This is a genomic window from Klebsiella sp. 141198, assembly GCF_050600785.1.
GTDB lineage: Bacteria > Pseudomonadota > Gammaproteobacteria > Enterobacterales > Enterobacteriaceae > Klebsiella > Klebsiella aerogenes.
This window is the reverse complement of the sequence record NZ_JAQIRM010000004.1, coordinates 627,857-642,469: the sequence shown is the minus strand read 5'-3', so window position 1 is coordinate 642,469 and position 14,613 is coordinate 627,857. Positions and strand designations below refer to the sequence as shown.

The following is a 14,613-nucleotide window of genomic DNA, read 5'->3' as shown; positions in this document are numbered from 1 at the left end:
TTTGCCCTTAATATACCCAGCGATAGCGTTGCAGGTCGATATGACCGCTGCCGGAGACCTGGACGCCTTCCGCCAGCAGCGCCTGGCGTTGGCGCTGAAGGTCGGGGCCGGTCAGAGAAATATCGCCGTGGCGATTCACCACCCGGTGCCATGGCAGGGTTGAGCCTTCCGGTAGGCGCTTTAACACGCCGCCCACCTGACGCGCCGCGCGCGGTGAACCCGCCAGCAGAGCGACATCGCCATAGGTGGTGACATACCCCTCTGGAATTGAGGCGACTATCTGCCAGACCCGCTGGGGAAAGCTGTCGTGGGCGTCCTCCATCATCACTCCTTCGCGTGAGAAAAGCCCAGAATAAGCGCTAGCCCGCGTGCTGTACAGCCGTCAAAGGACGGTGAATTCCAGCGCCAGCCCGAGGATCTGCATACCGTGAATATTGTCATGCGGGCTGGTAGCGATCAGGCTTTCAAGAAATTTCAGCCGCTGTGATTGCGCATTGATAATCAGTTTGCCGCGCAGTGTCGGGTATTTGAGTGATGAAATGGGATAAACCACCTTGCCTTTGACCTCAACGGGCAGCTTACGCAGCTCGACGTGTTGCAACACGCCCACCGTGGAAAAGAGCAGGGCGACGGGGGTCACTGATAACAACGGCGCGGGACTGACGCTGACGAAATCCAGCAGCAGCTCGGGGCGTAGAAAATTCATGCCGTGAAAGGGTACGGTTACGCCATCAATGGCGGGCATGGGCAAGGTGGTGGTGGGGCGTGGCGATTGAGTCATGCGATTACCGTAGCGGCTACACGTTGAAAAGATACAGGACGAATAAGTATGGCGGGTTGCGGTAAAGTGTGCCGCGATGGGGCTCGCAATCTTTTTCATTGCTGGGACGTATGGCCTTGTGAAGGCACTATTTGCTGTGAAATCCAACGTTTTGCGTAATAAACCAGCAGCTGGACGCGAGTGGCTTGCAATTCAGGAGTGCTATAGGGATAATGCGCCAGCGCGTTGGTTATCAACGCTCTCAATGGGGGCTCTGTTGGTTCTCCCGCAACGCTACTCTGTTTACCAGGTCAGGTCCGGAAGGAAGCAGCCAGAGCAGACGACGTGTGTGCCGGGATGTAGCTGGCAGGGCCCCCACCCAATTCTGGCGGTCCTGATTTAATTTCCCTTCATTTGATGTGCTTTTATTCTCTGCTACCATTATAGGCAGCTTCACCTCATTTATTGTTTTACGTGATTAAAACGACTCTTTTTCATTCCTTAATTTTGCATTGTCATAAATGTGAAATAATAATGACATACTCATGTCATCTTCATGTCATATATAATGGGCAAATTATTTCCCGGAATTACCAGATATTATTAAGGATAAATAATATCTCTGGATCAAGATGTTAACTTCGTGTATTAATTATGATGATTTTATTGCACGGGAAGCGTGATCATGACCACAGTAGTTCTGAATGTGAAAATTGACGCAGAGTTAAAAGATAAACTGCGTCATTATGCGGAAGTGAATAACGAGAATTTAGGCACGGCTACGGAGAAGCTGCTGCAATTGGCGCTGGCGGCCATTGATTCAGCAGACGAGGCGGGGGTTTCGCATGAGGATATTGATAACCAGCATACCGAAGAGGAAGCGTCGCCGTTAACCCCTAAAGAAATCAAAGCATTACGAAAACTTCTGAAGAAGAAAAGATGAAACAACAATTCTCTACAGCCAGCAGTTACAGTGAAGCCTGTGACCTGCTGCGTTCCGGGTACGTTAAGCACGTGCGCCTGAACTGGAATATCGGTAGTGATGAGTTTTTTCGCATTGCTTCCGACTGGTGTGAAACCGGCGCAAAAATTAAAAAAGATGACGATGGCTTTATTATTTCGCTAAAAGGTTTTCCTATTCCGCGCCAGCATTAATGAAATTACTACACCGCTGTCATCGTAATGACATGCGGCGTGGGCAAGATGGAACTGCAATTTTATAAAACATCTCATATTCATCATGGATGGTGGTTTTTGACGGGCTGATCGCAGCCCGTCGATATTTTATTATATAATTTTACGTGTTCTCGCCATTTCTTTCTGTTGCGTAAGGGTCTGCCACAGCGGTTGTAAAATGCTGAAGGCGTTGCGCAATTCCGTATCTGGTAGCGTGAAAGGCAAACGTAAATAACGGTCGAAGGCACCTTCCAGACCGAATCGCGTACCGGTGCCGATATGAATGCCGGCATTCTCAGCGCGCACCGAGAACTGCGTTGCCAACATCTCCGGCAGCTCCACCCAAAACGATAGCCCGCCCTCGGGGACGGAAAAGCGCCAGTGGGGAAAATATTCCGCCATCAACGCAGCGCACATATCACGACGCGCGGCCAGCATTGCCCGCCGTTGCGGCAACAGTGTTTGTTCGTTCTCCAGTAGCCAACAACAAGCCAGCTGTTCCAGCAGCGGCGAACCGAGATCGAGCGTATCCCGCGCCTGGATGAGCGAGGCAATAGTCCTCGCCGGGGCGCGGATCCAGCCAATTCGCAGTCCTCCCCAGAACGTTTTACCCGCTGAACCAATAGTGATTATTGGCGCTTCCGGATTGAAAGCCGCCAGCGGCGCCGGCGGCGGGGCGTTGTACCATAAATCGACCATCGTTTCGTCGGCGACAAGCGTCGTTCGCGTGCTGGCGGCCAAATCGGCGACGCGCTGCCGGGTTTCGCTATCCATGCAGCGACCGGTGGGATTATGAAAATCCGGCATCATAAAGGCCAGCCGCGGCGAAGTTTGCGCAATGGTCGCCGCCAGGCCGTCGCAGTCCCAGCCCTTTTCCGGTAACGCGACGCCTACCGGTCGGCAGGAGGCGCCGCGAATAGCGTTAATCGCCATCGGGTAAGAGGGCGCGTCAACCACCACCCGGTCGCCAGGCCCGGTTAACAGACGCAGTACCAGGGCAAATCCGCTCAGCGCGCCATTCACAATCATCACTTCATCCGCCTGCGTCGGCAGGCCGCGTTCGCTATAGCGGCGGGCAATGACTGCGCGCAAATCGACTAACCCCTGCTGATCGTACCCGGTATAGGACAAATACTGCGGCATCAGCGTCAGCGCGTGGCTGTAGGCTTGATGAATCTCCGGTCCGGCGCTGAGGGCGGCGGTGGCGAGATTGACCGATGGCGCCGAAAGCGTCTGCTCGCCGGGAAGTAGCGGACCGGCAGGTAGCGCAATGCGTGAACCACTCCCCTGGCGACTTTGCAGATAGCCTTCTTCTCGCAATAACCCCAGCGCGCTGGCGATAGTGGTGCGGCTAACATTTAGCGCCGTCGCCAGTTCTCGTTCGCCGGGCAGACGGGTCTCCAGCGCCAGCCGTCCATCGAGGATCAACAGACGCAGCGCTTCCGCCAACTGCCGCCACAGCGGCGCGCGCGAGGAAGGGGACTGCCAGTTGCCGAGCAGGCGTACCAGTGATTGTGTTCCAAAACGACGTACTGACATAGCGATCCACTTTTAAAAAACTGGCCATTAATTACCAATCCATTTTTGCTGATGATGGGGGTATTCGCAATACATACTGAGGTGTTTATGGTCCGTCGCTTGCTACAACTTTATATTGGTCTGGTTCTCTATGGCGTGTCGACGGCGTTATTCGTCCATGCCAACCTCGGGGCCGATCCGTGGGATGTGTTTCATCTGGGGGTGGCGAAACAGCTTAATATCAGTTTCGGCACGGTGATTATTGTGACCGGCGCCGCGGTGCTGCTGCTGTGGATCCCGCTGCGTCAGATGCCGGGTCTCGGTACCATTAGCAATGTCATCGTGCTTGGCCTTGCTGCCGATGCCACACTCGCGGTACTTCCGCCGCTGGAATCGCTGCCCGCGCGTAGTCTGCTGCTAGCCGGCGCGGTAGTGATGAATGCGATAGCAACCGGGATGTATATCGGCGCCGGTTTTGGTCCCGGGCCGCGTGATGGCCTGATGACCGGATTGCATGCGCGAACCGGCTGGTCTTTGCGTGGTATCCGTACCGCCATCGAAGTCTCGGTACTGCTAATTGGCTGGCTGCTGGGCGGCAAAGTAGGGGTCGGCACCGTGGTTTACGCCTTTGCTATCGGCCCGCTGATCCAGCTGTTTTTACCCTGGTTCCGTCAACCGCGGCCAGTCAGCGCGGCGGCGAAAAGCCGGGAGCTGGCGTCCTGAAATCGCCGTTCGCGATAGCAGCGACTAAACTTATCACTCAGACGCCGACGGATATGCCGCCGGCGCTGTTCACTTCGGAGACTCACTCATGAAGTATGTTGATGGTTTTGTCGTTGCCGTCCCTGCGGAAAATAAGGAGGCATACCGCGAACTGGCAGCAAAATCGGCGCCGCTATTTAAAGAGTTTGGCGCCACGCGCGTGGTGGAGTGTTGGTCGGATGATGTCCCGGAAGGGAAGCTGACGGATTTCCGCATGTCGGTTAAAGCGCAGGCGGATGAGGAAGTGGTTTTCAGTTGGATCGAGTACCCGTCTAAGGAGATCAGGGATGCGGCCAATGCGAAAATGATGAGCGACCCGCGGATCAAAGCGCTTAGCGATAGCTTGCCTTTTGACGGCAAGCGTATGATCTTCGGTGGGTTTGCGCCGATTCTTGACGAGTAAATCCGGCGGCGCGACTGGTTGCCAGCGCGCCGCACATGAATTAATGCGCTTTAATATTATGTTCCGCCCACTGAACAAATTCCTCTTTCGGTAGCGCCTTACAATACAGCCAGCCTTGCGCGTAATTGACGCCATGCGCGCGCAGCCAGTCGCGCTGAGCGGGCGTTTCCACCCCTTCGGCGACAATCGCCAGATTCAGCGCCTTCGCCATCTCAATGATATGCGGCGTCAGCGGCTTATATTCCAGCGTATCGACAAATGACTTGTCGATCTTCAGCGTATCCACATCCAGCGTCTGCAGGTAGCTGAGGCTGGAATAGCCGGTGCCGAAATCATCGATCGAGATCCTGTGTCCCGCCTGGCGATAGCCAATAATTACCGGCAGGGTGGTTTGCGGATCGACAAAACCGCGTTCGGTAAGCTCAAGAGGAATCTGTTCCGGATTGACTCCCCAGCGCGCCAGCTGCTCCTTGAGTAGCGTGGGTAACGTAGGCGAGCGCAGGTCATCAACCGACAGATTTATGGAGACATGCATCTGCGGATGTTGGCGCAGCCAGGGGCCGAGGTCGGCGAAGATTTTGCGCACAATATCTTCGGTCAACCGGGTGATAAGCCCGGTTTGCTCAGCCAGTGGGATAAAGATATCGGGTGATAAAAAAGTGCCATCCGGCTGCTGCCAGCGGGCCAGCGCTTCTGCGCCGGCGATTTTGCCATCTTCCAGCGAGACTATCGGCTGATAGTAAACCTGGATGGCATCGGATTGCAGCGCATCCAGCATGCCATAACGTGGCGAACGTAATCTGCGCAGCAGGCGTAGAAGTAAAAAAGAGGTCAACAGGCTGGTAAAGAGCCCTATCGGCAGCCATAACAGCAGCTGCTGGCGAAGGCGCGCATCCAGGGGCTGCGTGGACGACCAACTTGCGACGCCAAGACCCAGTTCCGGGATAATATGCACGCGATAGACGGTGTCATTCAGCGTTAGCGTCTCGCTATGGAGGTTTTTAATTCGCGCCCAAACCGCGGGATCGAGAGGTTGGCTGCTGATCACCACCCGATCGTGCTCAGTGCCGAATAATATCGTATGGATCTTTTCCTGGCCGCTGGCAATAACATCAATAAATGATATCGGGTCGATCATCACAATATGATTTTTGTTGCCGAAGGCGGTCATGCGATGTTGCAGGCCGAGGTCATTGATCGAGGTAAGCCAGGTACTGTAGCCGTCGGCGGTCACGTGATCGGGTTGTGGGAATGTCACTGAAACCCGATGATCTTCAAGTGATGAGCACATCGGTACCGAATTACGCAACCATAGTACCTCCTGCACGTAGCGATGGGTGTAGGCAATGCGGCGCATATTCAGCAAATGTTCTGGTGAACAGGCGGTGGCGCTGTGAGCATCGGCTTCTTGTAATGCTTCTTTGGCCTGAGTGGCGACCTGTTCCACGCGCATCACAATACGCTTTGAGTAGTGGTCGAGCTCGCTATAAAACTGCGCCTGCGCCTGACGCATTGCCAGCCAGATGCTTAGGGCGATGGGGAGTACGATAGCGAGAATAAGCACCCCTGTAACCAGACTCATTAAATGGCGAGTCGTCATGGGTATGTCCTTATTTTAACGGGGATTGCACAGAGTATACGCGAAAGCGGAAAAAAGACTCGGATCGCGAATACCGCGATTTGGAGGGGAGGGGGCCGCAAATCATCGTCCATTGAGGCTCCGCGTGGTGCTCGTTGAAGCCGCTAATTTCGTATGGTTGATCTTTAGCTATGAACGGTGTACCTTAATTGTTATGTTATAACATATTAATTGAGGTTCGCCATGAAAGCTAATATTCATCCGCACTACCGTACCGTCGTTTTCCACGATACGAGCGTGAACGAGTACTTCAAAGTGGGATCCACCATTAAAACCGAGCGTGAGATTGAACTGGATGGCGTGACCTATCCGTATGTCACCTTAGATGTTTCGTCTAAATCCCATCCGTATTACACCGGTAAGCAGAAAACGCATGCCACCGAAGGTAGCGCCGCCCGTTTCCGTCAGCGCTTCGGTGGTTTTATTGATGCCAAAAGGAGCTAAATATGCAGGTACTGAACTCATTGCGTAGCGCTAAACAGCGCCACCCGGATTGCCAGATAGTGAAACGCAAAGGGCGGTTGTACGTTATCTGCAAAAGTAACCCGCGCTTTAAAGCGGTGCAGGGGCGTAAAAAACGGCGTTAATTCGTAGGCTTGCGAAAGCTCTCCAGCGTGCGATATTGCTGGCCGTTGGCATCAAAATTACCGGCGGCCAGCCACTGACGCATTGCGCTATCCACCTGCGGCCACTCGCTATCAATAATGGAAAACCAGTCGGTATCGCGATTGTGGCCTTTTATCACCAGCGCTTGTCGAAAGCGCCCCTCGAACTGAAAGCCTAAGCGCAGCGCCGCGCGCCGCGATGGTTCATTCAGGCTATTGCATTTCCACTCATAGCGGCGGTAGCCGAGCGACTCAAAGACATAACGCATCAGCAGCCACTGTGCTTCGGTGGCCATTGCTTTGCGGCTTAGCAGCGGCGAAAAGTGAACATGGCCGACTTCAACGACGCCGTTTTTGGCGTCAATACGCATCAGCGCTAGCGATCCGACCGGTTGCCCACTGCGTTCATCAATCACCGCGAAGTGAAGCGGATCGTTTAGCTCGCTGATGCTGGCAATCCAGGCGCTGAACTCGGCAACGCTGTTTTCCGGTTCACGCAAAAGCCAGGTCCAGGCGCGGGTATCAGGCGCCTGTCGATAGGCGTTGAACAGCGCTTGCGCGTGTTTGACGGCAAGCGGTTCCAGGCGGCATGACTGTCCTTGCAAGGTCTGGCGCTGCGGCCAGGGACGCGGCTGCCAGTCAGGTAAAGCGTCGCCAACGAGTTGGTTAAATTGGTTGTATTGCGTCATCGGTCAAGTCCTGTTTGCGGGAAGAGTCCTGAGATTAAACGTCTACTGGTTCCATAAAAAGGGCCATAAGGGTATCTTTTCATGGTGCCACGAGGAGCCATGATGAATATTCCGGACGATGCTTTTTTTACCCTGCTGACGCGCGGGATACAGCAGCGGGGAGACGCGACGCTACAGCGCGCGCTCTATCAGGCGCTGCGCGAGGCCATTTTACAGGGCGAGCTACTCAGTCATAGCCGGTTGCCGGGGGCGCGCGTTATTGCTCAGCGTGCTGGCGTATCGCGCAATACCGTAAACAGCGCGCTGGAACAGCTGGCGATAGAGGGATATCTGATCCGCAGTCGTCAGGGGACGTATGTCGCGGCGCTCAATACGCTGGTGGAAAGCGAACCGACGCCGCCAAAGGTTGTGTTACCTGAGCGCTTGCGCGCACTACCGCTGCCGGGGCGACGGGATTCGCCGGCACTGTTGCTGACTACCGGCATGCCCGCGGTGAACTACTTCCCGCTGGCTATCTGGCGCCGTTTGCTCGATCGGGTGCTGCGCGAGGACGGCAGCACGATTCTTGGGTATGGGGAGGCGGCCGGTGAACCGGCGCTGCGCGAGGCGATTGCCCGTCATCTGACCTTATCCCGGGGCATTCGCTGCACAGCGCGGCAAATTGTGATCACTGAAGGCGCGCTGGAGGGGGTTAATCTTTGCACGCATCTGCTGAGCGAGGCGGGGGATACCGCCTGGGTCGAAGAGCCCGGTTATTTCGGCGCCAAAAGCGTGTTTATTAAAGCCGGTCTGCAAATAAAGGGAATTGCGGTTGATAGCGATGGCATGCGGCCAGATACCGCGGAAGAGCAGGCGCCGAGGCTTATTTTTACCTCACCTTCGCACCAGTATCCGAGCGGGGCGGTGATGAGCGCCGGGCGCCGTCTGGCGTTGCTGGAGTATGCCCGCCAGCATGATGCGTGGATTATTGAAGATGACTATGACAGCGAGTTTCGCTACAGCGGCGAACCCATTCAGGCGATGCTCGGCATGGTGGCGCAGGCGCCGGTGGTTTACCTTGGTACCTTCAGTAAAACGCTCTTCCCGTCACTTAGGATAGGATTTGCAGTAATGCCTCCGGCGCTGGCCGAGGCGGCGCAGGAGGCGATCGGCGCGCTGTTGCGCGGCGGCCATCGGCTGGAGCAGCGTGCGCTGGCGCTGTTCATCGAAGAGGGGCATTATGCGCGCCATCTGGCTTCAATGCGCCGGTTGTATCGTCGGCGTCAGCAGCTGTTACGCGAGGCGGTCGCAAGCGAATTCGCGCTGGCGAATGAGATTTGGGGCGGAGAGGGCGGGCTGCATTTAACCGTCGCCATTGATGGCATCGACGATGTGCAAATTGTCGAGCAGGCGCGACGTTATCAAATGGCGCCAGCGGCGCTAAGCCGCTTTTATCTTAACCAGCAGACCGCGCGTAGCGGCCTGGTGTTGGGATATGGTAATACGTCAGCGGCGCATTTCGTACCGGCGCTGCGGACGTTGAACCGGCTAATCAAGCAGCAACGCGGGTCAAGGTGAAAACATCGTAGAACGAGAGTTCACCTTTCGTGGCGATCATTTTCTGCAGTTGGGCTTTCTGCTCATGAGCGACCTGCGGCGATTGCAGAATACCGTCAATCAGCTGCTCAGGGACGAAACGGGTGTTATACCATTCGCCGTTATAACAGACGCGAAAATCGAGCACGTCGATATCTTCATAACGGTAACGCGGGTAGACGTCAAAGAAGAAAAAGCCGTTCAACAGAACAAACAGGACGACCAGCAGCCATACGGAATCAACCAGCGTCTCAGAGCGCAGCATGACGACGAGAGTGGCCAAAAAGGCGGCGTACATGGCGACAAATAGCCACGGGTGATTGCGAATAAAACTGATACTAAAACGCGGGCGATTATCGCGTTTTTCTTTTTCGTTCAGTTCCTCAATGGTGTTGGTTAGCAGGCGCTGTATTTCTGTCATTTTAATCCCCGAATTCTTCGTAGAGCCCGGCATTTCAGGCTCTACGGCTCAGTTTGACAGTTATTTTATGTTGCCGGAGACCGGGGTTAAAGTAACAGATCAGTTACAGAAAAGCATAACAGTTACTATTATTCGGTTAATAGCTGCTTGATGATTTTTGCAGGATTACCGCCGACCACCGCATTGGCCGGCACATCTTTCACCACGACGGCGCCGGATGCGATAACCGCGTTGTCGCCGATTGTTACGCCGGGGTTGATAACCGCCCGGCCGCCAATCCACACGTTATGGCCGATAACCACCGGTTTTCCGTACTCAATACCGCTATTGCGTTCCGTCGGATCCAGTGGATGGGTGGCGGTATAGATATGGACGCCCGGCGCCAGCATACAGTTATCGCCAATCCGGATCGGGCAAACATCGAGCATCACGCAGTCAAAGTTAGCGTAAAAATTGGCGCCGAGGCTGATGTTATAGCCGTAATCGCAGCGGAAAGTGGGTTCAATATAGGCGTCGGTCGCCTTGCCAAAAAGTTCAGCCAGCAGCGTGGCGCGTATTTCGCGTTCATCCGGCGCAGAGTGATTGTAACGGTGCAGTACCTGCCTGGCGTGCAGGCGGTCTGCTTTTAACGTGGCGTCTCCAGCCAGATACGGCTCGCCGGCGATCATTTTCCTTTTCTCTTCGCTCATGGTCTTCTCCTGGTTAAAGAAGAAACAGTATAAAGCGAAACCGGTTTCATATGCAGCAATACGGGACTCAGACGTTTAATATTCTGATCAATCCCTGTTGAGGTACCGTTGTATTAATGACAGAAAATGAACTAGCGGATAAATTTCCATACTGAAGTTGGGATTTTGTCGTATAGCTTATTCATGGTCAATTCAGCAAGACGATGATCGGCTGCTGAGTAAAATACCGCCAATTCATTGTCGGAAAGTTCATATTTATTCTTTTCAATTACGCGCTCCAGCGTATCAATTGTCTGACAGCGGCGTAAACGCATCAAATAGTCTGTTTTAGTTAATGGTTTACCAGACATCATTTCACCTTTTGAATGTAATAATTCTAACAAGAAAGACTTGCCGGGTTCTCCCGGCTGGCGTTGACAAAGCATCGGAATAGGCGATTGCCTGATTTGCGCCATTTTTGGAGATCGCTTGTGTTTATGCCATAACTACTGAACAGCATAAAAGTGTCATCCAGGTATTCGTCAAGCTGAGAAATCAGCTTATTATCCTCAGCATACTTAATTTTATAATTAAGCGCGTAAGTTGCTATGTGCTCGATCAATTCATTTAATTGAAGATTCACCGCCGAAGTGGGGTCGTTAACCCAGCCGCGGTTGCTCTCTTCCAGGTTTGCAAGGCAGTCATGATACAGGGTTTCGCAGAGAAATCTAAGCTGCGCGATATCATGTCTTTTTGGCGAGTACTCGTCCATAACACATCCCCTTGTAAGTGGTTTAAACGACGACTAACAAACACCGTTGTGGGATGAAGACCAGGCTCAAACATTGTAATCCTGTGATTTAACTATAATCCAGTCTCAAAAACATTTCACCGTGCTATTACGAAAAATTACAATAAATACGGTTAATTTATCTTAAAAAAACAGATCCTATTATACGGATTCCTTTTATGTTTGGCGAAACTGGAACGTCAGCCTTATATATCATCAGTTTATCTGATTGACGCCTGCCTGCAGCGGGAAGGTTGTCGGGAAGTTGTTGGTGATTAAGAATATTCTGAATAAAGCCTGATGGTGAAGCCGATAACGGAAATCTTAATAAAGATAGAACAACGTTCATCAATGTATATTATATGTCAGAACGTAAAATAAACAATAACAATGTGTGCGTTTAAATACCCCTAAAGAAAAAGGGCCGCAAACGCGGCCCTTAGCTTAAGCAAGATTAATGATGCTCAACCGGATGGTTATGCTCAATATCTTCAGTTTTCTTACTGAAGCGGCGACGAACCACCACGAAGAATACCGGCACGAAGAAGATCGCCAGAACCGTCGCGGTCACCATCCCGCCCATTACGCCGGTACCGACGGCGTTCTGCGCGCCGGAACCTGCGCCTGAGCTGATAACCAGCGGCATTACCCCGAGGATAAACGCCAGAGAAGTCATCAGGATTGGGCGCAGACGCATACGTACCGCTTCCAGCGTCGCTTCAATCAGGCCTTTGCCTTCTTTTTCCATCAGGTCTTTGGCGAATTCAACGATAAGTATCGCGTTCTTCGCCGACAGGCCGATGGTCGTCAGCAGGCCGACCTGGAAGTAAACGTCGTTAGTCAGCCCGCGGAAGGTTGCCGCTAACAGCGCGCCAACAACACCCAACGGTACCACCAGCATGACGGAGAACGGAATCGACCAGCTCTCGTACAACGCCGCCAGACACAGGAAGACGACGATAAGCGAGATAGCGTACAGCGCCGGGGCCTGGTTGCCTGACAGGCGTTCCTGATAGGACATACCGGTCCAGTCGTAGCCGACGCCAGAAGGCAGTTTGCTTGCCAGCTGTTCCATCATCGCCATCGCTTCACCCGTACTGCGGCCCGGCGCTGCCTGACCGAGGATTTCCATCGACGGCAGACCGTTGTAACGCTCCAGACGCGGTGAACCATATTCCCAGTGGGAAGTGGAGAAGGCGGAGAACGGCACCATTTGGCCATCGCTGCCGCGTACATACCAGTTGCCGATATCCTCTGGCAGCATACGGTATTTCGCTTCAGACATGACGTACACTTTCTTCACGCGACCGCGGTCGATGAAGTCGTTGACGTAGCTGCCGCCCCACGCTGCGCCGAGGGTGGTGTTAATGTCGCTAATTGAAACACCCAGCGCCTGCGCTTTTTCCTGATCGATATCGATCTTGAACTGCGGCGTATCTTCCAGGCCGTTAGGACGCACGCCGACCAGCAGATCGGGATGCTGCGCGACCATACCAAACAGCTGGTTACGCGCCTGAGTTAATTTCTCATGCCCTAAACCACCCTGATCGATAAGCTGGAAGTCAAAGCCGGTAGCGGTACCCAGTTCGACGATCGCCGGCAGGTTAAAGGCGAAAACCATCGCATCTTTAATCTGCGAGAAACGGGCCATCGCGCGGCCGGTAATCGCTTCAACTTTGTTTTCTGAACCCGGGCGTTCGCTCCAGTCTTTTAACGACACGAAGGCGATACCGGTGTTCTGACCGCGACCTGCAAAACCAAAACCGTTAACCGCGAACACCGATTCAACGTTGTTCTTCTCTTTGGTCAGGTAGTAGTCAGTCATCTCGTCGAGGACTTTCTGCGTACGTTCCTGACTCGCGCCCGCCGGAAGCTGCGCCATACTCAAGAACACGCCCTGGTCTTCGTCCGGCAAGAAGGAGCTTGGCAGACGAACGAACAGGTAGGCCATACCGACGACGATAATCAGATACAGCACCAGGTAACGACCGGTACTACGCAGAATGTTGCCTACGCTGTCGGTGTAGTGGTGCGTGCTCTTATCGAACATGCGGTTAAACCAGCCAAAGAAGCCTTTGTGCTCGCCATGGCCGCCTTTCTGAATCGGTTTCAGCATGGTGGCGCACAGCGCTGGCGTCAGAATCAGCGCTACCAGTACCGACAGCGCCATCGCGGAAACGATAGTGATCGAGAACTGGCGATAAATCGCGCCGGTTGAACCGCCGAAGAAGGCCATCGGGATAAATACCGCAGACAGCACCATCGCGATACCGACCAGCGCGCCCTGAATCTGACCCATCGACTTACGGGTCGCTTCTTTCGGCGGCAATCCTTCCTCCGCCATTACGCGCTCGACGTTTTCTACTACCACGATGGCGTCATCCACCAGCAAGCCGATGGCCAGCACCATCCCGAACATCGTCAGGGTGTTTATCGAGAAGCCAAACACCGCCAGGATGGCGAATGTCCCAAGCAATACCACCGGTACTGCAATGGTCGGGATCAGCGTGGCGCGGAAGTTCTGCAGGAACAGATACATGACCAGGAACACCAGGATGATCGCTTCCACCAGCGTTTTTACCACTTCATGAATAGAGATTTTCACGAACGGGGTAGTATCGTACGGGTAGACGATTTTCAGGCCTGACGGGAAGTACGGTTCCATCTTCGCCAGCTCGGCGCGGATGGCGTTGGCGGTATCCAGGGCGTTAGCGCCGGTGGCCAGTTTAATCCCCAGACCGGAAGCCGGTTGGCCGTTGAACTTCGCGATGATGTCGTAGTTTTCGCCGCCGAGCTCAACTTTCGCCACGTCGCGCAGACGAACCTGTGAACCATCCTGATTGACTTTCAGCAGAATCTTACTGAATTCATCAGCGGAAGTCAGACGCGTCTGGGCGATGATCGAGGCGTTCAACTGCTGGCCTTTCACCGGCGGCGTACCGCCTAACTGACCTGCCGCGACCTGGGCGTTCTGCGCTTTAATGGCGTTGATGACATCTACCGGAGTCAACTGGAAGTTGTTTAGCTTCGTCGGGTCCATCCAGATACGCATCGCGTACTGGGAACCGAACAGCTGAACGTCGCCGACGCCGGAGGTACGGCTGATGGCATCCTTCATATTGGCGCCCACGTAGTCGGAAATATCCTCCTGCGTCATGGTGCCGTTAGTGTTGATAACCCCGACAACCATCAGGAAGCTACTGGAGGATTTCTCCACGCTCACGCCCTGTTGTTGTACTTCCTGCGGCAGCAGCGGCATCGCCAGCTGCAGCTTATTCTGCACCTGTACCTGGGCGATATCTGCGTCAGTACCGGACTGGAAGGTAAGGGTGATCTGCACCGTACCGGTGGAGTCACTGTTTGAGGACATGTACATCAGGTTATCGATACCGTTCATGTTCTGTTCGATAACCTGTGTCACGGTATCCTGCACCGTTTTCGCATCAGCCCCCGGGTAGGTGGCCGAGATCGTCACTGCTGGCGGCGCAATCGTTGGATATTGCGCCACGGGGAGTTTCATAATTGAAAGCCCCCCGGCCAACATGATGATTATGGCGATCACCCATGCAAATATGGGGCGATCGATAAAGAAATTAGGCATGTCTTA

At 53.9% G+C, this 14,613-nt stretch carries 17 protein-coding genes and 1 other RNA gene; 8 read left to right on the top strand and 10 right to left on the bottom strand.

Annotated elements, in window-relative coordinates; all coding sequences use genetic code 11:
* Window positions 1-7 precede the first annotated feature (7 nt).
* Together PGR10_RS16970 and PGR10_RS16965 are read right to left on the bottom strand one after the other, a co-directional pair.
* Complete coding sequence (locus PGR10_RS16970; protein ID WP_087860365.1) at window positions 8-322, bottom strand: MGMT family protein; 315 nt, start codon at window positions 320-322, stop codon at window positions 8-10.
* A 60-nt stretch (window positions 323-382) separates the two neighbouring features.
* Entirely contained in the window at window positions 383-781 is a 399-nt protein-coding gene (locus PGR10_RS16965; protein ID WP_032705506.1) for a hypothetical protein, read from the bottom strand.
* 254 nt (window positions 782-1,035) lie between these two features.
* Here PGR10_RS16965 and ffs point away from each other — a divergent pair.
* From ffs to PGR10_RS16950, 3 genes are all read left to right on the top strand, one after another.
* Window positions 1,036-1,132, top strand: an RNA gene (gene ffs, locus PGR10_RS16960) — signal recognition particle sRNA small type.
* Window positions 1,133-1,445: 313 nt separating this feature from the next.
* Window positions 1,446-1,703 (top strand): hypothetical protein, encoded by a 258-nt coding sequence (locus tag PGR10_RS16955; protein WP_015367929.1) that lies wholly within the window; start codon window positions 1,446-1,448, stop codon window positions 1,701-1,703.
* On the top strand, window positions 1,700-1,915 hold the full coding sequence (locus PGR10_RS16950) for a hypothetical protein (protein WP_015367928.1): 216 nt from the start codon (window positions 1,700-1,702) through the stop codon (window positions 1,913-1,915). The genes PGR10_RS16955 and PGR10_RS16950 overlap by 4 nt, the downstream gene beginning before the upstream one ends.
* Before the next feature lie 132 nt (window positions 1,916-2,047).
* Here the strand turns inward: PGR10_RS16950 and PGR10_RS16945 are convergent, their stop codons facing one another.
* Entirely contained in the window at window positions 2,048-3,475 is a 1,428-nt protein-coding gene (locus tag PGR10_RS16945; protein WP_087860364.1) for a PLP-dependent aminotransferase family protein, read from the bottom strand.
* Between the two features lie 87 nt (window positions 3,476-3,562).
* On the opposite strand from PGR10_RS16945, the gene PGR10_RS16940 reads away from it, so the two are divergent.
* Both PGR10_RS16940 and PGR10_RS16935 read left to right on the top strand, forming a co-directional pair.
* Window positions 3,563-4,177 (top strand): YczE/YyaS/YitT family protein, encoded by a 615-nt coding sequence (locus tag PGR10_RS16940; RefSeq protein WP_045393554.1) that lies wholly within the window; start codon window positions 3,563-3,565, stop codon window positions 4,175-4,177.
* Between the two features lie 88 nt (window positions 4,178-4,265).
* Window positions 4,266-4,619 carry a DUF1428 domain-containing protein gene (locus PGR10_RS16935; protein ID WP_015367925.1) on the top strand — a complete coding sequence of 118 codons (354 nt, stop codon included), beginning with the start codon at window positions 4,266-4,268 and terminating at the stop codon, window positions 4,617-4,619.
* 40 nt (window positions 4,620-4,659) lie between these two features.
* Here the strand turns inward: PGR10_RS16935 and PGR10_RS16930 are convergent, their stop codons facing one another.
* The gene (locus PGR10_RS16930) at window positions 4,660-6,219 is read right to left on the bottom strand and encodes an EAL domain-containing protein (protein ID WP_348854129.1); all 1,560 of its coding nucleotides are present in this window, start codon (window positions 6,217-6,219) and stop codon (window positions 4,660-4,662) included.
* A gap of 222 nt (window positions 6,220-6,441) precedes the next feature.
* Between PGR10_RS16930 and PGR10_RS16925 the strand changes: the two genes are divergently transcribed.
* Together PGR10_RS16925 and ykgO are read left to right on the top strand one after the other, a co-directional pair.
* Complete coding sequence (locus PGR10_RS16925) at window positions 6,442-6,702, top strand: type B 50S ribosomal protein L31 (RefSeq protein WP_015367923.1); 261 nt, start codon at window positions 6,442-6,444, stop codon at window positions 6,700-6,702.
* Window positions 6,703-6,704: 2 nt separating this feature from the next.
* Window positions 6,705-6,845 carry a type B 50S ribosomal protein L36 gene (ykgO, locus tag PGR10_RS16920; RefSeq protein ID WP_003859006.1) on the top strand — a complete coding sequence of 47 codons (141 nt, stop codon included), beginning with the start codon at window positions 6,705-6,707 and terminating at the stop codon, window positions 6,843-6,845.
* On the opposite strand, the gene PGR10_RS16915 is transcribed toward ykgO, so the two are convergent.
* The gene (locus PGR10_RS16915) at window positions 6,842-7,552 is read right to left on the bottom strand and encodes a GNAT family N-acetyltransferase (RefSeq protein ID WP_087860360.1); all 711 of its coding nucleotides are present in this window, start codon (window positions 7,550-7,552) and stop codon (window positions 6,842-6,844) included. The two genes, ykgO and PGR10_RS16915, sit on opposite strands and share 4 nt — an antisense overlap.
* A gap of 102 nt (window positions 7,553-7,654) precedes the next feature.
* Here PGR10_RS16915 and PGR10_RS16910 point away from each other — a divergent pair, with 102 nt between their 5' ends.
* The gene (locus PGR10_RS16910) at window positions 7,655-9,109 is read left to right on the top strand and encodes a PLP-dependent aminotransferase family protein (protein ID WP_395226829.1); all 1,455 of its coding nucleotides are present in this window, start codon (window positions 7,655-7,657) and stop codon (window positions 9,107-9,109) included.
* On the opposite strand, the gene PGR10_RS16905 is transcribed toward PGR10_RS16910, so the two are convergent.
* From PGR10_RS16905 to acrB, 5 genes are all read right to left on the bottom strand, one after another.
* A complete protein-coding gene (locus tag PGR10_RS16905; RefSeq protein ID WP_087860358.1) occupies window positions 9,084-9,548 on the bottom strand; it encodes a YlaC family protein in 465 nt (154 codons plus the stop codon). The genes PGR10_RS16910 and PGR10_RS16905 overlap by 26 nt on opposite strands.
* Window positions 9,549-9,676: 128 nt before the next feature.
* Window positions 9,677-10,237 (bottom strand): maltose O-acetyltransferase, encoded by a 561-nt coding sequence (gene maa, locus PGR10_RS16900; protein WP_087860357.1) that lies wholly within the window; start codon window positions 10,235-10,237, stop codon window positions 9,677-9,679.
* 131 nt (window positions 10,238-10,368) lie between these two features.
* On the bottom strand, window positions 10,369-10,587 hold the full coding sequence (locus PGR10_RS16895) for an HHA domain-containing protein (RefSeq protein ID WP_015367918.1): 219 nt from the start codon (window positions 10,585-10,587) through the stop codon (window positions 10,369-10,371).
* Between the two features lie 26 nt (window positions 10,588-10,613).
* Window positions 10,614-10,988 carry an Hha toxicity modulator TomB gene (tomB, locus tag PGR10_RS16890; protein WP_015367917.1) on the bottom strand — a complete coding sequence of 125 codons (375 nt, stop codon included), beginning with the start codon at window positions 10,986-10,988 and terminating at the stop codon, window positions 10,614-10,616.
* Between the two features lie 472 nt (window positions 10,989-11,460).
* Window positions 11,461-14,607: a multidrug efflux RND transporter permease subunit AcrB gene (gene acrB, locus PGR10_RS16885; protein ID WP_015704610.1), complete on the bottom strand. Its 3,147-nt coding sequence runs from the start codon at window positions 14,605-14,607 to the stop codon at window positions 11,461-11,463.
* Window positions 14,608-14,613 lie beyond the last annotated feature (6 nt).